At 70.0% G+C, this 16,902-nt stretch carries 16 protein-coding genes and 1 pseudogene; 7 read left to right on the top strand and 10 right to left on the bottom strand.

The features are described from left to right. Window position 1: 1 nt before the first annotated feature. The 4 genes from rplW to rpsJ are packed head-to-tail and all read right to left on the bottom strand — an operon-like array spanning window position 2 to window position 1,949. Window positions 2–325 (bottom strand): 50S ribosomal protein L23, encoded by a 324-nt coding sequence (rplW, locus tag IE107_RS14275; protein WP_189544130.1) that lies wholly within the window; start codon window positions 323–325, stop codon window positions 2–4. Next, window positions 325–975 carry a 50S ribosomal protein L4 gene (gene rplD / locus IE107_RS14270; protein ID WP_189544129.1) on the bottom strand — a complete coding sequence of 217 codons (651 nt, stop codon included), beginning with the start codon at window positions 973–975 and terminating at the stop codon, window positions 325–327. The genes rplW and rplD overlap by 1 nt, the downstream gene beginning before the upstream one ends. 7 nt (window positions 976–982) lie before the next feature. Next, window positions 983–1,627, bottom strand: coding sequence for a 50S ribosomal protein L3 (rplC, locus tag IE107_RS14265; RefSeq protein ID WP_072485542.1), 645 nt, complete (start codon window positions 1,625–1,627; stop codon window positions 983–985). 13 nt (window positions 1,628–1,640) lie between these two features. After that, window positions 1,641–1,949, bottom strand: a complete 309-nt coding sequence (gene rpsJ, locus IE107_RS14260; protein WP_003948644.1) for a 30S ribosomal protein S10 — start codon at window positions 1,947–1,949, stop codon at window positions 1,641–1,643. Window positions 1,950–2,456: 507 nt separating this feature from the next. Between rpsJ and IE107_RS14255 the strand changes: the two genes are divergently transcribed. The 3 genes from IE107_RS14255 (at window position 2,457) to IE107_RS14245 (ending at window position 6,863) form a co-directional block, all read left to right on the top strand. Beyond that, window positions 2,457–4,127 (top strand): RNA ligase family protein, encoded by a 1,671-nt coding sequence (locus tag IE107_RS14255; protein ID WP_189544128.1) that lies wholly within the window; start codon window positions 2,457–2,459, stop codon window positions 4,125–4,127. Further along, window positions 4,128–6,419: an RNA repair domain-containing protein gene (locus IE107_RS14250; protein WP_189544127.1), complete on the top strand. Its 2,292-nt coding sequence runs from the start codon at window positions 4,128–4,130 to the stop codon at window positions 6,417–6,419. Between the two features lie 117 nt (window positions 6,420–6,536). After that, window positions 6,537–6,863: a hypothetical protein gene (locus IE107_RS14245; RefSeq protein ID WP_189544126.1), complete on the top strand. Its 327-nt coding sequence runs from the start codon at window positions 6,537–6,539 to the stop codon at window positions 6,861–6,863. Between the two features lie 60 nt (window positions 6,864–6,923). Here IE107_RS14245 and IE107_RS14240 read toward each other — a convergent pair whose 3' ends face one another. Both IE107_RS14240 and IE107_RS14235 read right to left on the bottom strand, forming a co-directional pair. Continuing rightward, window positions 6,924–7,133 (bottom strand): DUF397 domain-containing protein, encoded by a 210-nt coding sequence (locus IE107_RS14240; RefSeq protein WP_189544125.1) that lies wholly within the window; start codon window positions 7,131–7,133, stop codon window positions 6,924–6,926. A gap of 53 nt (window positions 7,134–7,186) precedes the next feature. After that, window positions 7,187–8,008: a helix-turn-helix domain-containing protein gene (locus tag IE107_RS14235; RefSeq protein WP_189544124.1), complete on the bottom strand. Its 822-nt coding sequence runs from the start codon at window positions 8,006–8,008 to the stop codon at window positions 7,187–7,189. A gap of 547 nt (window positions 8,009–8,555) precedes the next feature. Between IE107_RS14235 and IE107_RS14230 the strand changes: the two genes are divergently transcribed. The 3 genes and pseudogenes from IE107_RS14230 to IE107_RS14220 all read left to right on the top strand — a co-directional run bounded on the left by IE107_RS14230 (window position 8,556) and on the right by IE107_RS14220 (window position 11,052). Continuing rightward, a complete protein-coding gene (locus IE107_RS14230; RefSeq protein WP_189544123.1) occupies window positions 8,556–9,548 on the top strand; it encodes a helix-turn-helix domain-containing protein in 993 nt (330 codons plus the stop codon). 31 nt (window positions 9,549–9,579) lie between these two features. Beyond that, window positions 9,580–10,451: pseudogene (locus tag IE107_RS14225) on the top strand (hypothetical protein). A 163-nt stretch (window positions 10,452–10,614) separates the two neighbouring features. After that, window positions 10,615–11,052, top strand: a complete 438-nt coding sequence (locus IE107_RS14220; RefSeq protein ID WP_189544122.1) for a nuclear transport factor 2 family protein — start codon at window positions 10,615–10,617, stop codon at window positions 11,050–11,052. 733 nt (window positions 11,053–11,785) lie between these two features. On the opposite strand, the gene IE107_RS14215 is transcribed toward IE107_RS14220, so the two are convergent. From IE107_RS14215 to IE107_RS14205, 3 genes are all read right to left on the bottom strand, one after another. After that, the gene (locus IE107_RS14215; protein ID WP_189544121.1) at window positions 11,786–12,256 is read right to left on the bottom strand and encodes a hypothetical protein; all 471 of its coding nucleotides are present in this window, start codon (window positions 12,254–12,256) and stop codon (window positions 11,786–11,788) included. Next, the gene (locus IE107_RS14210; protein ID WP_189544120.1) at window positions 12,256–12,717 is read right to left on the bottom strand and encodes a Panacea domain-containing protein; all 462 of its coding nucleotides are present in this window, start codon (window positions 12,715–12,717) and stop codon (window positions 12,256–12,258) included. The genes IE107_RS14215 and IE107_RS14210 overlap by 1 nt, the downstream gene beginning before the upstream one ends. Window positions 12,718–12,860: 143 nt before the next feature. After that, window positions 12,861–13,199 (bottom strand): hypothetical protein, encoded by a 339-nt coding sequence (locus IE107_RS14205; protein WP_189544119.1) that lies wholly within the window; start codon window positions 13,197–13,199, stop codon window positions 12,861–12,863. Window positions 13,200–13,425: 226 nt separating this feature from the next. On the opposite strand from IE107_RS14205, the gene IE107_RS14200 reads away from it, so the two are divergent. Continuing rightward, entirely contained in the window at window positions 13,426–15,492 is a 2,067-nt protein-coding gene (locus tag IE107_RS14200) for a PIG-L family deacetylase (protein ID WP_189544328.1), read from the top strand. 140 nt (window positions 15,493–15,632) lie between these two features. Here the strand turns inward: IE107_RS14200 and tuf are convergent, their stop codons facing one another. Next, window positions 15,633–16,826: an elongation factor Tu gene (gene tuf, locus IE107_RS14195; RefSeq protein WP_148838697.1), complete on the bottom strand. Its 1,194-nt coding sequence runs from the start codon at window positions 16,824–16,826 to the stop codon at window positions 15,633–15,635. Window positions 16,827–16,902 lie beyond the last annotated feature (76 nt).

The following is a 16,902-nucleotide window of genomic DNA, read 5'->3' as shown; positions in this document are numbered from 1 at the left end:
CTTAGGCGGTCGGACCGCCGAAGATGTCGATACGGTCGCCCTCGGCGAGGGTCACGATGGCGCGCTTCGTGTCGGCGCGCTTGCCGAAACCGGTGCGGGTGCGCTTGCGCTTGCCCTGCCGGTTGATCGTGTTGACCCCGGTGACCTTGACCGAGAAGACCGCTTCCACGGCCTGCTTGATCTGGGTCTTGTTGGAGCCGGGCGCGACGATGAACGTGTACTTGTTCTCGTCGAGCAGCGCGTAGCTCTTCTCGGAAACAACCGGCTTGACGAGAACGTCGCGCGGGTCCGAGTAGGTCTTGCTGGTAACGGTCGCCTCGCTCATCAGGCGTCGCTCCCTTCGGTCTCAGCGGTCTGGGGGCCAGACACGAAGGACTCGAGGGCGGCCTGGGTGAAGACCACGTCGTCAGAGACGATCACGTCGTACGTGTTCAGCTGGCCCGGCTCCAGGATGTGCACCTGGGGCAGGTTGCGGGCGGACAGCCACGCGGCCTCGTCGGAGCGGTCGGCGACCAGGAGCAGGTTCTTGCGCTCCGAGATCTTGCCGAACAGCGTCTTGGCGGCCTTGGTGGAGACGGCACCCTCGACCACGCCGGTGACGACGTGGATGCGCGAGTGACGGGCCCGGTCCGAGAGGGCACCGCGCAGGGCGGCGGCCTTCATCTTCTTCGGGGTCCGCTGCGAGTAGTCACGCGGCTGCGGACCGTGGACGACGCCACCGCCGGCGAACTGCGGCGCACGGGTCGAACCCTGGCGCGCGCGGCCGGTGCCCTTCTGGCGGTACGGCTTGCGCCCACCACCACGGACCTCGCCGCGGGTCTTGGTCTTGTGCGTGCCCTGACGGGCAGCTGCCAGCTGCGCGACAACGACCTGGTGGATCAGCGGAACGCTGGTCTTGGCGTCGAAGATCTCCGCGGGGAGCTCGACGGTCCCGGCCTTGTCGCCTGCCGGCGAAAGGATGTCAATGGTGCTCATCGGTTCCTCAAGCCCCCTTGGCCGCGGTGCGGACCAGGACGAGGCCGCCGTTCGGACCAGGGACTGCGCCCTTGATGAGGAGCAGACCCTTCTCCGCGTCAACCGCGTGGATGGTCAGGTTCTGGGTGGTGACCCGCTCGTTGCCCATACGACCCGCCATGCGCATGCCCTTGAAGACACGGCCGGGGGTGGCACAGCCACCGATGGAGCCGGGCATACGGTGCACACGGTGGGCACCGTGGGACGCCTTGCCACCCTTGAAGTTGTGACGCTTCATCACACCGGCGAAGCCCTTGCCCTTGCTCTTGCCCGTGACGTCGACCTTGACGCCGGACTCGAACACCTCGGCAGTGACTTCCTGGCCCAGCGTGTACTCGCTGGCGTCAGGGGTGCGGAGCTCCACCAGGTGGCGGCGCGGGGTCACGTCGGCCTTGGCGAAGTGGCCCTTGAGGGGCTTGTTCACCTTGCGGGGGTCGATCTCGCCGAAGGCGATCTGGACTGCCTCGTAGCCGTCGTTGTCGTTGGTGCGGACCTGGGTGACGACGCAGGGCCCGGCCTTGACGACGGTCACCGGGACGACCCGGTTGTTCTCGTCCCAGACCTGGGTCATGCCGAGCTTCTCGCCCAGGACGCCCTTAATGTTCTTAGCCATCTCGCGCGTCACCTCAGAGCTTGATCTCGATGTCGACGCCCGCCGGCAGGTCGAGACGCATCAGCGAGTCAACCGTCTTCGGCGTGGGGTCGAGGATGTCGATGAGGCGCTTGTGCGTGCGCATCTCGAAGTGCTCGCGCGAGTCCTTGTACTTGTGCGGCGACTTGATGACGCAGTACACGTTCTTCTCAGTGGGCAGCGGCACCGGGCCCGCGACCGACGCACCAGTGCGGGTCACCGTCTCGACGATCTTCTTCGCCGAGGAGTCGATGACCTCGTGGTCGTAGGCCTTGAGCCGGATGCGGATCTTCTGTCCCGCCATGGCTACTAGTAGTCCTGTCTCTCGTAAACGCTCTGGAACCCGGGAGCTCTGACGACTCCACCTCCGACCCACGCGGTCGGGCGTGTCGCATCCCCTCTACGCAGATCTCCCGAAGGATTTCCCAACCAAGGGGGTGCGGGCCCGAGGACCGCAGGACCGGGGGCGGAACACCCACCGGGTGCCTGGCCGGTGCCCCACTGACGCTTCCCGGAAGATTCCCGTACGTCCGACCCGCAAGGGGTCGACGAGTACTGTGGGACTCGCTTCCGGTCCTCCCGGCGGGAGGCGCGCAGCATTGACACTCAACCGAGCAACCTGGTCAGTGTGCCATACGGCGCGCGAGCCTGGCCAATCGGGCGGGGATCTTACCTCCCGTGGTCGCCCGGTCAAACGCGGGCGCGCAGTCGGAGTCATGCCGGGCGCCCCGATGTAATCGGGTCGAGCGGTGTGTGCCGCCGTGCCTACAGTGGCCGGCCGGGCACACCGTCGTCACCAGAGGCATCGATCATGCGTACGCACTATCCGCGCACCGCCCACCTGCCCTGGTCCCCCGGAGCCACCTCGGACGACGTACGGATCGCCGGTCTCGCCGCACTGACCGGCCGCGAGGTCGTCGTCACCGAGAAGCTGGACGGCGAGAACACCACGCTCTACGCCGACGGGCTCCACGCCCGCTCCCTCGACTCCGCCCACCACCCCTCGCGAGGCTGGGTGAAGGCGCTCCAGGGCCGGGTCGGGGCACGCATCCCCGACGGGTGGCGGGTCTGCGGCGAGAACATGTTCGCGCGCCACTCGATCCCGTACGACGGCCTGGAGAGCTTCTTCTACGGCTTCTCCGTCTGGGACGGGGAGCGCTGCCTGGACTGGGACCGGACCGTGGTGTTCCTGCGGGGGCTGGGGATACCGGTGCCGCCCGTGCTGTGGCGCGGAGTGTTCGACGCCCGCGCCGAAAGGGCGCTGCGGGCGCTGAAGCCTGACACCGGACGGCAGGAGGGGTACGTCGTACGGCCCGTGGACGGCTTCGGGGCGGCGGACTTCGGGCGGCTGGTGGCCAAGTGGGTGCGGCCCGGTCACGTACAGACCGGTACGCACTGGATGCACACCGCCGTCGTAGAGAACGGACTCGGCCCGGCCGCCGCCCTGTGGGCCGTACGGTCCGGAGCGCCCCTCGACGCGGCGGCGCTGGCCGCCGCCGCGGGCACGGACGCGGGGGACCCCCGAGCCGCCCACGCGATGGCCGACGCCCTCGACGCACTGGGCCGGACCGGAGAAGACCGGCTGACCGGGGTGCTGGCCGCGCTGCTGCACCGCTCCCGCCGCGCCGCACTCGCGCCCGCGCTGGCCCCGACGCTCGGGATGCCGCTCGCCCGCCGCGTCGCGGACCTCGTCGGGCTGTACCCCGGGCTGCACCGCCCGTACCCGGACGAGGAGCGCCGCTCCGGGCTGGTCCGGATGTCGTTCGCCGCCGATCTGCCGCTGCTGCACGCGCTGGCCGCCGCGGTGGCGGACACCGCCGGGGCGCGCGAGCAGGTGGAGTGGTCGGCGCTGCACGCGGAGGAGGTGGGCGAACCGGCCGGACTTCGGGAGGCGTTCGAGGACCTGGAGCCGGACGCCGCCGACCGCTGCCTGGCGCAGGCCCGTGAGGCGTACGCGCTGGGGCGGGTCACCACCGCCGAGGAGGCCGTCGCCGCGACCTGGCGCTGGCGGTCCGGGGACTTCCCGCGCCTGGTCCAGCTGGTCGGCCCGTCCGGCAGCGGCAAGAGCACCTTCGCCCGCGCGCTGCCCGGCGTCGACACGTATCTCTCGCTCGACGACCTGCGCCTTGCCCGGGGCTCGCGCGCCGACCAGAAGGCCAACGGGGAGGTGCTGCGCGAGGGACTCGACCGGCTGGACGCCGCACTCGCCACGAACTCCACCATCGTCTGGGACGCCACCTCGCTCAACGCGCACCAGCGCTCCCTGGTGCATGCGGTCGCCCGGCGCAGGGACGCGCTGCTCACCCACGCCGTGGCGCTGGTCGACGAGGCGGAGCTGATCCGCCGCAACGAACGCCGCAGCCATCCGGTGCCGCCCGGGGTGCTGACCGCACAGCTGCGCAGATTCGTGCCCCCGTACCCCGGCCAGGCGCACCGCACCTGGTACGTCGGCGCGAGCGGAACCGTGGAGGACAGGGCGTAGATGCGTACCAGTGAGGAGATCTACCACCGGGTCCGCTGGGACTCCCGGTTCGATCCGGCGCGTTTCGTGCTGGGCGTGGCGCAGCGCGGGACGGTCCCCAAGCGGGTGCCGCTGCCCCGCTTCACGCCCGGCGGGGAGATCCCCTGGCACCGGGTGCTGTTCTTCGAGGCGGACGGCGAGGTGGTGTGGGACCGGTCCTCGGGCGTCGACCGGATCGACGCGACGGACGCCGGGCGGGTGCGCACCCCGCGCCGACTGCCGTCCCCGTACTTCGTCTCCCGCACACCGCACGTGTACTCCGCGTCGCAGGCCGCCTGGGCGCCGGTGCCCGAGGACGTACCGGCGCCCGCACCGGCCCCCGGTCCGCTGACGCTGCTGACCTGGAACACCCTCTGGGACCGCTACGACAGCGACCGCATCGACACCGCCCGGCGCCGGCCGCTCCTGCTCGACGCCCTGCGCGGTGCGGACGCCGACGTCATCGCCCTCCAGGAAGCCGAACCGGCCCTGCTCGCCCTGCTGTTGGCGGCGTCCTGGGTCCGCGACGGCTACACGCTGTGGGCCGATCCGGCCGACCGGGACGTCGCCGACTGCGGGCTGCTGCTGCTCAGCAGGGTGCCGGTGCGTGAGGCGGGACTGCATGTCCTGGGCCCGCACAAGGCGGTCGCGGCGGTGGTTGTGGACGGGCCGGACGGGCCGGTCACGGTCGCGGTGACTCACCTCAGCAGCGACCACTCGGCCGACGGCGTCGGCCGGCGCGATGCCGAACTGGCCGATCTGGCAACGGGGTTGGCGGCCGTCGAGGGCGATGTGACACTGCTCGGCGACTTCAACGACGGCGGGGACACCCCGCAGGACCGGCTGGCGATGGCGGACGCCTGGAGCCGGGTGCACGGCCCGGACGACCGGACGCCCACCTTCGACCCGTCGGTCAACCCGCTGGCGGCGGTCTCCTCCCTGTCCGGGCGGGCGTCCCGGCTGGACAGGGTCCTGGTCCGCTCGGAGCGGCTGCGGCCCGTCTCGGCGGTGCTGCTGGGCACCGTGCCGACGACGGACGGGCTGTATGTCTCGGACCACTTCGGGGTACGGGTCGAGCTGACCGCCGATGCGGCGGAGCGGGCGCAGGCGGACACGGACGCGACGGAGGAGGCGTGCGCGGCCGATGCGCTGCGCCGGGTGGCCGCCGCCCTGCCCGAAGGCTCCGTCCACCTGGCCGGCTCCCGGCGGATGGGCTGTGCGCTGCCCGGCGCGGACGTGGACCTGGTCGCGGCGCTGCCCGGTGCCGTGGATCTGCCGGGGATACGGGAGCGGCTGGCCGCGGCCCTGCCGGATGCCGAGCGGCTGCGCGAGGTGACCGGTGCCCGCGTACCGGGGCTGCGCCTCTCGCTCGGCGGGCGCGGGGTGGACCTGGTGACCGTGGCGACGGGCGCGCTCCCTCCGGCCGAGGCGGTGGCCCGGCGCGCCGAGCTGGGCGGGGCGGCGGCCACGGCGCTCAGCGCGGTGAGCGACGCGGACGCCGTGCTCGCGGCGGCGGACCCGCACCGGGCGGCGTTCACCCGGCTCGCCCGCGAGGTGAAGGCCTGGGCGCGGGCGCGCGGCCTGGACTCCGCCCCGTGCGGCGGGCTGCCCGGCCTCGCCTGGTCCGTACTCGCGGCCCGTACCGCCCACGAGGCAGGCGACCTGCCGCCACTCCCCCTGCTCAGGCACTTCTTCGCGACCTGGGCGGCGTGGGACTGGAACCGCGTGGTCGGCTCCGGCGGGGCGGGCGGGACCGGCGGCTCCGGCGGGGCGGGCGAGACCTTCGAACTCCCCCTCACCGTGCTGACCCCGACCGACCCCGTCCGCTCCTGCGCCTCGCAGGTCTCCCCCGCCGGCCGTGACCTCCTCGCCGAGGAGCTCTTCCGCGCCTGGGAGATCCTTGAGTCCGCCGACGACTCCGGCCCCGTACCGCACGCCCTGCTCCGCACCCCGCCGCCGCTGCACGCGCAGCACACCCTCTGGGCCCTCGCCTCCGTACGACCCGGCCCCGACGAGGGGCGGCTGCGCGGCCGTCTCCTCGCCGTGGCCGCCGCCCTCGCCGGGGCGGGCGCCCCGGACTCCCGTATCTGGCCGCGCCCGCTCACCGCCGACGGTCTGGCGGGATACGCGATCGGCCTGGGCGCTACGCCGCCCGACGGGCACCGGCTGGCGGAGATCGGGGCGGAGATTCTGCGCGGCATCCCGGACGCCTCGCTGGCCCGGGTGGAACTGTCCGCTCTCCGGTCGACCGGAGACCCGGCGTTCGCCCTCTGACGGACTGGACGACGTCCCTTCCCGTACCGATCCCTTCGCCCCCCTGTATGCCACTTTTCCCCGTTTAAGCTTCTTGCAGGGTCAAGAATCAAGGGGATGCGAGCGGGAGTGCAATCGATGGCGGGCACGGCCGTGGGGACAGACCGGACCGGGATCGATACGGACGGTGCCGCTCCGGCTCACGGCCAACTCGTCACTGTACGAAATCGCCCCTGGGTGGTCACCGAAGTCACCCGCTCCGCGGTCTCCTCCGAGGAGCCCGCTCGCACGGCGGCAGCGTCCGCTCCGCACCTGCTCCTGGAACTGAACCACGCTCGCTACAAGAAGGAGCAGGAGGCTGGGTTTCACGTGCCAGACGCGAAGAAGAAGGCCGCCCCGAAACGGGCGCCGAAGCCGAAGACAGAGCCCAAACCGGAGGACGGCATCCAGGACGGGATCTTCTGACAGCAACGCGCCCCAGCCCTCGGTACCGGCCGAGAGCTGGGGCGCGAGTGCACGAAGGAGTCAGTGCCCAGCAGCGTACGGGACGAAGTCCGCCCAAGCGCCTGGCACGAAGGCGAGCCGCGCCCCCTGCACGTTCTTGGAGTCACGCACGCGCACCAAGTCGGGGGCCGCCGCGACCTCGACGCAGTCGCCTTCGTTGCCGTTGCTGCTGTAACTGCTCTTGAACCAGACCAGCTCAGAAACGTCTTGCGCGGAAGTCCTGTGGATCATGTCTCTCCCAGCACTTGCTCGATAAAAGCCAAAGTCTTCCGGGGCGTGAGAGCCTAGGCCCGGATGATGCCATACCGCAGTTCGAGGATGCGAAGTTGCTTCGCGTCGGTCACCCGGCAACCGTTGAACGCCCCGTGCGAACGTCCCACCGCCGTACCGTCCTTGAACTTCAGCACGTCGATGTCACCGTCCATTCCGGGGTGCGCCTCGCGATGCGTAGGCATCACCTGGAGCGTGACATTGCGCAACTGCCCGATCTCCAGCAGCCGTTCGAGCTGCCGCCGCCACTCCATTGTGCCTCCGATGGGGCGCCTGAGCGCCGACTCCTCCTGAACGAAACTGAGAGCGAGTCCGGGCGACCGCTCGAAGATCGACTGGCGAGCCATGCGCGCGGCCACCATACGTTCGACTTCGTCCTGTGAGTACGAGGGCTGCCGGGCCTCGAACAGCGCCCGCGCGTGGCCCGGCGTCTGCAACAGTCCATGCAGGCCGTGCGCCACGTAGGCTGCAAGCTCGACCGCCTTCGCCTCCAGCTTCGTCAGATCCCGGATCTTCTTCGGGTACCGGACCTCCGCCACGTCCTGCTTCATCGCGGCGATCTTCCCGCCCGCCCCGAGCACCTCGTCCGCCCTGTCCAGGAGCTCCGGCCGGGGAATGCGACGGCCGCCCTCCACCTTGTAGACCTGATCCTCCCTGTACCCGATCGCGGCCCCGAACTCGCCGGCCCGCAGCCCCGCCGCCTCCCGCCACGCCTTGATCTGGCGCCCCACCGCCGCGACCACGGCCGTCCCCGACTCGTCATCGGGATCGATGTCCCAGCCCGGCTCATCCGCCCCGGCGTCACCGTGCTCCGTACCGGCCTCATCCACGCTCATCCGTGCCCCACTTCCGACGCGCTTACCGTTCTCGACCCAACCCCTGGCGTCCCCAACACGTCACCCGGACAACCGGGACAACGCCGGACAAGCCCTGGACAACACCTGTACACACAGGGCTCATCGCTCTTCACGGTACGCAGCTACGGCCACGCTGAACGGCACCATCCAACACATCACCCGAACCGGACATTCCACTCCCGCCCGGCATCGCCTCCGTTACCCCGAAAATCGCCCCGCGCGACGCGATTCGGGCCGAACTCGACCTGGTTCCAAGCCCGTTCCACCGGGTCGCGGAAACCCACGCCCCGGTGCACCACGTCCCCGCGTCCCACGACGCATAAAGCTTTTAAGAACCTGGGGAAATTACCCTCCCCACCCAAACCCGCCCCGTCACTCACTCGGGTGACATGGGGCAACTGGGCTGGATTCGCGGCTGGTTGGCTGGCATATGCTCGCCGCGACAACTCCAGACACGCGACGGCCCCCGACGAGATTCACAGTCTCAACCGGGGGCCTGACCACCGAGGAAGTTAGGCCCTTCCTGATGGATACCCCGCAGGTTACCGCGCCCTTATGCGCCCCGTCCCCCGTACCCGGAGACACCACACCGTCATCCGGTGTCATCCACATCAACTTCCGGCATGCCGCAGGCTTCACCGTCATCGGCAACCACCTCGCCCAGCACCGCGGACTCTCCCTCGCCGCGATCGGGCTCGCCACCCACATCCAGTCGCTCCCCGCCGGAGCCAGGATCGGCATCAAGCGCCTCGCCGAACGCTTTCCCGAGAGCGAGACCCGCATCGCCGCCGCCCTGCGCGAGCTCGAAGCCCACGGCTACCTCCACCGCAGCCGCGTACGCCTCGCCGACGGCCGCATCATCACCCGCACCGTCTCGTACAACCAGCCCGGCACTGCCGCGCCCATCGCCCCAACGCCCCGGCCCAGGCACAGCAAACCGGCAGCCCCGCTCCCCGCCCCACCACACGCCGCAGCCACCCCGCTCCCGACGCCCACCAAGGCCCCGCAGCCACCCGCCCCGCAGCGACCCCCCACCCCGGCACCGGAATCCGCACCACCGTCCGCGTACGTCTCCGTACCGCCGCCCACGGCACCCAGGACACCGCCCGCACCCCTACCTCAGCCGTACGCGCCCACCGAGGAGCTGCGCCGGACGGCCGCCGCACTCCTCGCCGACCTCCGCCGCCACGCACCAGGGCTCACCCTCTCCGAAGGCGACGTCGCCGCCCTCACCCCCGGCGTCGCCACCTGGCTCGAACGCGACGCCCACCCCGACACCATCCGCCACACCCTCACCACCGACCTCCCCACCCCCCTCAAACACCCGGCCAAGCTCCTCCGCCACCGGATCACCACACTCCTGCCACCCCCGCTCCCCGGCATCGCGGACCTCACCCCGCCCCGCCGCAAGGTCGTCGTCATCCCGCTCCAGAACTGCGACACCTGCGACCGCGCCTTCCGCGCCGCCGCCCCCGGACACTGCCGCGACTGCCGGACAGACCTCCACACAGCCGCCTGACCGAAACGTCACTCATCCCGAACGGACCTCCATGGTCAGCTCGCCCCACGAGGCAATGCACCGCATCTTCCAGGAGTACACCGGTCTCTTCTCCCGAGTCTCCGACGTGCTCGGAGTCGACATCCCGCCACCCACCTCGGCCACCGCTTTGCCCACCGACCTCACCGAGGCCCGGCCGGTCGAACGCCGCGTGGACACCCTGTTGCGGATCGAAACCGAGGTCGGCGGCCCCTTCCTCCTCGCCATCGAGGCTCAGGGCAAGAAGGACCCTGACAAGACCGTCAACTGGCCGTACTACGTCACCTATCTCCACAACAGATACCGGCTGCCCGTCCTGCTCCTGGTCGTCTGCCAGGACCACGCCACGGCCCAATGGGCCGCACGCCCGATCTCCATCGGCCTCCTCCAATGGCAGACGTTCGTCCTGAGCCCCCTCGTCGTGGGTCCGCACAACATGCCCGTCATCACCGACGTGGCCGAGGCCCGCAAGGACCTCGCGCTCGCCACCCTGGCCGCCATCACACACGCCGACAATCCGGACGTCGGTGTCATACTGAAAACGCTGTCCGCCGCACTGCGGGACACACCGGAAGCAATGCCGACCCCATCGTCGAACTCACCGCACAGGGCCTGGGCAACCGCCCGGCCGCACAACAGTGGAGGAACCTGGTGGCCGTGGACACGTCTTTCTACAAGTCCTTCATGTCGGAAGAAATCCGGGACGAAGGCCGGGCACAAGGCCGTGCCGAGGACATCCTGCTCGTACTGGAACAGCGCGGCCTCACCATTCCCGACAGGATGCGCGAGCGGATCACCGACTGCGGCGACCCCGAGACTCTGCGCCAGTGGCTCGTGAGAGCGGTCACTGTCGGCTCTGCCGAGGAGATCCTCACCGAGGATTAGCCACATCAGGGCGGCAACCCCCGCACAATGGGGGACCCCTCACGCGAAGCGACGTCACCTTCGAACTCCCCGTGCCCCTCTGGCAACAGCACACCGGACGAGGACGAAGACGGCAAGGATGCACTGTCCGGCACAGCCGAACTTCCGATTCCAGGAAGGAACAATGCAGCGACGGCAGCTCGTCACCGCGATATCGGCAGCACTGCTTCTGTCCGCGTGTGGCTCCAGCAACGGTTCGGACAGCGTCGAAGAGGCCAAGAAGGGCGCCCGCAACGCGGTCGAGTCCTACGTGGATGCTTTGAATTCTCGCGATGCGGATCACCTGATCGAAGTAGGTGGCGTTCCTGACGACTCCCGGGCCCGCCGGGAAGCCGGTCGGATCCTCGCCGACAAGGGCGGTCGAGGACTTTCGATCACGGAAGTTCAGATCGACCTCGACATGGGGCCGGATGCCGGGTCGGCAAAGCTGACAGCGAAGGAGAAGTCCGGCAGGACAACGCAGGACTCCTTCAGCGTGGTGAGAGTGGACGGCACATGGCACCTGACCGTCTTCACTGACGGGCCGGCTCCGTCCGGCAAGTCGACATCGTCGACGGAGTAGCGGGCGCCACGGCGCTCGACCACGTGGCGCAGACTCCGGTACGGGATTCCGGTCACGTGCGCCAGGTGTCCCAACGTGACAATGGGAGGCAGGCCGCGCGCTCGCGCGTCGGCGGACTGGCGGACAGCACGCTCGGCCGTGCGCGCAGAGCGCGATTCCGGAACGGAGCGTAGATAGAGGTGAGGGGAGGCGCTGACCCTCTACCTTTTCTTTCCTCCCGGCCCGACCGTCGCGGTCACGCGGAAGTTGATTCACGGACGGCACCCACGGTGCCGCCTTGCCCCCGGGCTCTTGTGAAGGAGACCCGGTCGGCCGGTCCCGACGGAACCGGCGGTACTAGCTAGATCTCAGCGCCCCTCCCTGAGCGACACAGGGTAATAGGGGGCATCACTGTCGTACGTCCGGTGGCCGCACATGAGCCACAGCAACACCGGTCGTTGGGCGGCGGGTTGGCGGCAACACGCTGCGCCCTGACCGGCCCACCCCCAGCGCCTCCGAGCAGCAGCCGGCCCGCGTCCGTCAGATGGCGCCGCCGGATCAGTTCGAGCTCGGCGGCACGGTCGAGCACCGTGCCCAGGGACCAGGGCTCACCGATCAACACCAGCGCCAGACCTGCGTCGTGCCGCACTCCTTGAGCCAGGGCGTGCAGCAGCTTGCGCACGGCTGCGGCCGATGGAACCGGCTTCGGCTCGGGTTCGGTCACCTGCGGCTCCTTCGTGGACGGACGGAACGGTCAGGTGTGCTTGAGGTTCGACGGATACACCTCGTGGAGCGGATCCCACCACAACACGTGGAAGATGTTGCCGGTCAGAAATCCGTACAACCGCTGGGTGCCGGTGAACCGCAGACGCTGGATCTTCGACGCGTCATCGAAGCCGATGGCAGCCAGCCGCGCCACGGCCTCCTTGCACAGGCCGCCGGGCAGTTCGTACTCCTTGAAGAAGTCACCGGTCCTGCGTAACTCGTTGAGAGTCATCGTCTCGCAGTCCCGAAGCTTGGTCAGCACCTCACACAACGTGGCCGAATCCATCTGGTCGAATCCCCACGGACCGCCGTGGTCGACGTGGCTGAACCGCCAGCACACCCGGTCGTCCGAAGTGGCCGCGCCCGACAGAAGTAACCGGACATCACCGATCCGCTTCTCTCGCACCGCCCCGCTGGGCGGGAGCGCCAATTTCTTCTTGGCCCGTCCCCCCTTGGGCATCAGTCGTTGTGCTCCTCGTGCTCGGCCAGCGCACCGAAGAAGTCGGCAATGTCCTCGTCGAGCAACGGCTCGTTGCTCCGCTCCAGATCCGGCACCTGGGCCCGGCCGCGGGCCTCGACCCACGGGCCGGTCCGATGGGTCATCTCGGACAGCTCATGCGCGGAGTACACGCGCATGTTCTCCAGCACGATGTCGACCGATTCTTTCTCCTGGTCGTCCAACTCGGCCGGATCACCCTCGATGTCCCCGCGCTTCAGCTCGAAGCGGCCGCGGTGCCTGCTGTACAGCTCCGGCGCGACCGGCCCGTTGGCCCACGCCTCGAAACGCTCGGCAAACAGCGGGCGGTCCTCCCAGGCCAGGTGATAGCCGTAGGAGAAATAGCAAAGCTTCTGCAGCTTCATGGCCGACATCGGTGCGGCCTTCAGCAGGATGTACGCGGCTACGTCGTGCACGGTTGCCATGGTCGGTCCCCTCTGGTCCTCGCCGCCACCCTAGAGCCGCACGCCCCCATCGACATCCTCGAAGCTCCCGGGCGGGGAGAATCCCCCTGTCGGTCCAGCGTACGGGCGAGGTCGGACAACAGGAACGGAACGAGCCTGCCTTCTCACTCGGACACATGGTGCACTGTGAACGAAACGATGTTCTCCATCCCGGCGCCCCCGCTCTGGGCCGTGACGTCACCCCGCACTATGACCTCGTCACCCCGGCGGTGGGCCTCGGCCGCCTTGCCGTAGTCGTGCTCGTCCAGGGACATCCTGACCCTGCGCGCCCTGCGGCCGTCCCGTTCGTCGAAGTATCCGGCGATGGTGACCGCGCCGGGCCCGTACGGAAGCTCACGGTGCAGGCGGACCACCGACCCCAGCAGTGTCATGTCCCTCTGCCCCAGCCGGGCCCGCAGGTCCTTGGCTCCGGCGTCAGCGCCCCATCCGGTCGATGTGTTCATGGTGCGTACACCCGTGAGTTGAGCTGTCCGGGTCACACCTGCGGATATCCAGGCAACCCGCCCCCGGGAATCCCCGTCTATCCCCCCGCAGCAGCGGCTCTCCCCCACCGCGGCCTGCACGGATTCGGCGCGCGGCACAGGGCCGCACGGCCGCCCGCTGCCGCGGGGGAAGTGGACGGAGCACGGTGTGACGGATCGACCCGCCCTGCGCGCATCCCGCCCGGGAATGCCGCGGCGCACCTTGCTGGCCGGGGCCGGCGCGACCGGTCTGGCGGCCTTCACCGCCTGCACGGCGCCCTCGCCGCCCCGCCGCCGCGACCCCGCGGCGGACCCGATGCCCGGACTGCCGATAAGCACCTCGCACGCGGCCCTGATGATGCAGATCCTCGCCCACCCGGACGACGACCTGTACTTCATGAACCCGGACACCCAGCAGGCCCTCGACGCCGGGACACCGCTGGTCTGCGTCTATCTGACCGGCGGCGAGGCCACCGGCATAAACCGCATCCCGGGCCGCCCGCTGCCCGCGCCCGACAAGGCCGCCTACTCCTCCGCGCGTCACCAGGGGCTCCGTCAGGCGTACGCGACCCTGCTCGGCCTCGGCCGGTTCACCCCCTGGCACAAGTCCGTCATCGAGCTGCACGGCGGCCACCGCGCCGAGATCAACACCCTCGGCCACCGCGGCCGCAGGATCGAGCTGATCTTCATCAACACCGCCATGCACACCTCGTACGGACGTCTCGGTCTGCCCAGCCTCTGGCAGGACCGGCGCCTGGTGCTGCCGACCGTCGTCGCCGACGGCTCCCCGCTGAAGAAGGCGGGTTCGTACACCTACGACGGGCTGATCGATGTCCTGGTCGGGCTGTTCGAGCGGTATCGGCCGAGCATCCTGCACACCCTGGACCCTGACCCGGACATCCAGCACAGCAGCGAAGCCGTCCGCCGCCGGGACAGCGAGCAGAAGGGCTACTCCGACCACCCCGACCACACCGCGGCCGCCCTGTTCACCTGGGCCGCGCTGATCCGGTGGGTGGCACGGGCCACCCGGAACGGCGCCGGGATACCGGCCTTCACCACCACGTCGTTCCGGGCCTACTACAACCGGCACTGGCCGAAGAACCTGCCGCCCGCGGTGCTCGCCGAGAAGGCCTCGCACCTGGTGCCGTACGGCGGATCGGCCGACTGGCGGTGCGGCAACCCCGCAGGCTGCGGGGACTACAACGTGGGCGGCGACCGGCCGCTGACCAATCGCAAGGGCTGGGTGCGGTCCACCCACTACCGCCACCCGGGCCCCCGGCCCGTCGTCGCCACCGACCCGGACGGGCGGCTCGTCGCCTACGGCGTGCTGGGGCTGCGGGCGGTGCGCCGACGCGAGAGCGCGCCGGGCAGCGGGGTGTGGGACGCGCCGGACGACCTCGGCGGCGGCCCGCTCGCCCCGGTCCTGGGCAGCGCGACACTGCCGGACGGACGCCATCTGCTCTTCGGGCTGCGGTTCTCAACAATCGGCGGGCACGGCGCGGACAACCAGCGCGAGATCGTCGCGCTGGAGCAGCGCTCCCCCGGCGGCGCCTTCCGCGCCTGGCAGGGGCTGGGCAACCCGGTGCGCGATCACGACGGCGGACGCCGGATCGGCGTCCCGGTCGCGGTCGCCGCGCCCGACGGGCGGGTGCACCTCTTCGTACGGAACGCGGAGAAGGGCGTCAGTACCCGGGTACGGGACACGGACGGCCGGTGGGGCGAGTGGCAGGACATGGGCGGCGGCGAGATCCAGGACGGGCTGAGTGCCGTGGTGGACGCCGAGGGCTGTGTCCATGTCTTCGCGGCGGGCCGTTTCGCGGTGCACCACTGGACGCAGGACGCGCCCGGCGAGGCGGTGACCGCGCGCACCCAGATCACCGGGGTGCCGGTGCCCGGGGACGGTCCGGCCGCACTGCCGGGGGCGGACGGCAGCATCGAGCTGTACTACCGTGCGGCGGCGAAGGCCGCGCTGACGACCGTACGGACCTGCGAGACGGCGGACGAGACCGGCATCGACGGCTTCGGCCGCCGGATCCCGGACCGGGCGGGCTTCGACGGGTACGGGCCGGTGGCGGCCGCCGGGTCGCCGGGCGCCCCGGTGCTGCTCGGCCGCACCGCCGATGGCCTCGTCCAGGTCCGTACGCCCGCACGGCTCTCCGTGCGGCGGCGCGGTCCGGTGGCGCTGGACGGGCCGGCCCTGCACATCGGCCGGGACGGGCGGCCGGCGGTGGTGGCCCTGGGGCCCGACGCCCTGCCCTGGATCTGGCGCCCCTGAACCGGCACCCGGCCGGACGTTCCGCCGGGACCGCCCGGACCGCCCGGACATGAAGAAGGGCCCCGGTCCACCGCTCGCGCGGCGGGCCGGGGCCCTTCTCGGTGCTCGTTGCGGAGCAACCAGGTCAGACAGTCAGGTAATTACTTGACGATCTTGGTGACCTGGCCGGCGCCCACGGTCCGGCCACCCTCACGGATGGCGAACTTCAGGCCCTCCTCCATGGCGACCGGCTGGATCAGCTGGACCGACATGACGGTGTTGTCGCCCGGCATGACCATCTCGGTGCCCTCGGGGAGGGTCACGACGCCGGTCACGTCCGTGGTACGGAAGTAGAACTGCGGGCGGTAGTTGTTGAAGAACGGGGTGTGACGACCACCCTCGTCCTTCGACAGGATGTAGGCCTGGGCCTCGAACTCGGTGTGCGGCGTGACCGAACCGGGCTTGATGATGACCTGGCCGCGCTCGACGTCCTCGCGCTTGATGCCACGGAGGAGCAGACCGACGTTCTCACCGGCCTGGCCCTCGTCGAGCAGCTTGCGGAACATCTCGATGCCGGTGACCGTGGTGGTGGTCTTCTCGTTCTTGATACCGACGATGTCGACGGTCTCGTTGACCTTGAGGACACCACGCTCGATACGACCGGTGACGACGGTGCCACGACCGGTGATCGTGAAGACGTCCTCGATCGGCATCAGGAACGGCTTGTCGACGTCACGCTCGGGCTGCGGGATCGCCTCGTCGACGGCCTTCATCAGGTCGAGGACGGACTGGCCCCACTCCTTGTCGCCCTCAAGGGCCTTGAGCGCCGAGACCTTGACGACCGGAACGTCGTCGCCCGGGAACTCGTACTCGGAGAGGAGCTCACGGACCTCGAGCTCGACGAGCTCCAGGATCTCCTCGTCGTCCACCATGTCGGCCTTGTTCAGGGCGACGACGATGTACGGAACGCCGACCTGGCGGGCCAGGAGCACGTGCTCCTTGGTCTGCGGCATCGGGCCGTCGGTGGCGGCGACCACGAGGATGGCGCCGTCCATCTGCGCGGCACCCGTGATCATGTTCTTGATGTAGTCCGCGTGACCCGGGCAGTCGACGTGCGCGTAGTGACGCGACTCCGTCTGGTACTCGACGTGCGCGATCGAGATCGTGATACCGCGCTGGCGCTCCTCGGGAGCCTTGTCGATCTGGTCGAAGGCCGAGGCCTCGTTCAGGTCCGGGTACGCGTCGTGCAGCACCTTGGTAATGGCGGCCGTGAGGGTCGTCTTACCGTGGTCAATGTGACCGATGGTGCCGATGTTGACGTGCGGCTTAGTCCGCTCGAACTTCGCCTTCGCCACTGGGTCCTCCTGTGGAGTGGTTCTGTACGCCTTGCTTCATCGGCGCCAGGGTGATCTTTGCTGGGATGCCGGGGCC

Source organism: Streptomyces gelaticus (genome assembly GCF_014649535.1).
Classification (GTDB): Bacteria; Actinomycetota; Actinomycetes; order Streptomycetales; family Streptomycetaceae; genus Streptomyces; species Streptomyces gelaticus.
Note: the sequence above shows the minus strand (reverse complement) of the source record. Positions and strands in the feature narration are given on the sequence as shown.

Bases quoted from the DNA above. Each gene is read 5' to 3' on its own strand.
- rplW (WP_189544130.1), bottom strand. From the start codon at position 325: ATGAGCGAGGCGACCGTTACCAGCAAGACCTACTCGGACCCGCGCGAC.
- rplD (WP_189544129.1), bottom strand. From the start codon at position 975: ATGAGCACCATTGACATCCTTTCGCCGGCAGGCGACAAGGCCGGGACC.
- rplC (WP_072485542.1), bottom strand. From the start codon at position 1,627: ATGGCTAAGAACATTAAGGGCGTCCTGGGCGAGAAGCTCGGCATGACC.
- rpsJ (WP_003948644.1), bottom strand. From the start codon at position 1,949: ATGGCGGGACAGAAGATCCGCATCCGGCTCAAGGCCTACGACCACGAG.
- IE107_RS14255 (WP_189544128.1), top strand. From the start codon at position 2,457: ATGCGTACGCACTATCCGCGCACCGCCCACCTGCCCTGGTCCCCCGGA.
- IE107_RS14250 (WP_189544127.1), top strand. From the start codon at position 4,128: ATGCGTACCAGTGAGGAGATCTACCACCGGGTCCGCTGGGACTCCCGG.
- IE107_RS14245 (WP_189544126.1), top strand. From the start codon at position 6,537: ATGGCGGGCACGGCCGTGGGGACAGACCGGACCGGGATCGATACGGAC.
- IE107_RS14240 (WP_189544125.1), bottom strand. From the start codon at position 7,133: ATGATCCACAGGACTTCCGCGCAAGACGTTTCTGAGCTGGTCTGGTTC.
- IE107_RS14235 (WP_189544124.1), bottom strand. From the start codon at position 8,008: ATGAGCGTGGATGAGGCCGGTACGGAGCACGGTGACGCCGGGGCGGAT.
- IE107_RS14230 (WP_189544123.1), top strand. From the start codon at position 8,556: ATGGATACCCCGCAGGTTACCGCGCCCTTATGCGCCCCGTCCCCCGTA.
- IE107_RS14220 (WP_189544122.1), top strand. From the start codon at position 10,615: ATGCAGCGACGGCAGCTCGTCACCGCGATATCGGCAGCACTGCTTCTG.
- IE107_RS14215 (WP_189544121.1), bottom strand. From the start codon at position 12,256: ATGCCCAAGGGGGGACGGGCCAAGAAGAAATTGGCGCTCCCGCCCAGC.
- IE107_RS14210 (WP_189544120.1), bottom strand. From the start codon at position 12,717: ATGGCAACCGTGCACGACGTAGCCGCGTACATCCTGCTGAAGGCCGCA.
- IE107_RS14205 (WP_189544119.1), bottom strand. From the start codon at position 13,199: ATGAACACATCGACCGGATGGGGCGCTGACGCCGGAGCCAAGGACCTG.
- IE107_RS14200 (WP_189544328.1), top strand. From the start codon at position 13,426: ATGCCGCGGCGCACCTTGCTGGCCGGGGCCGGCGCGACCGGTCTGGCG.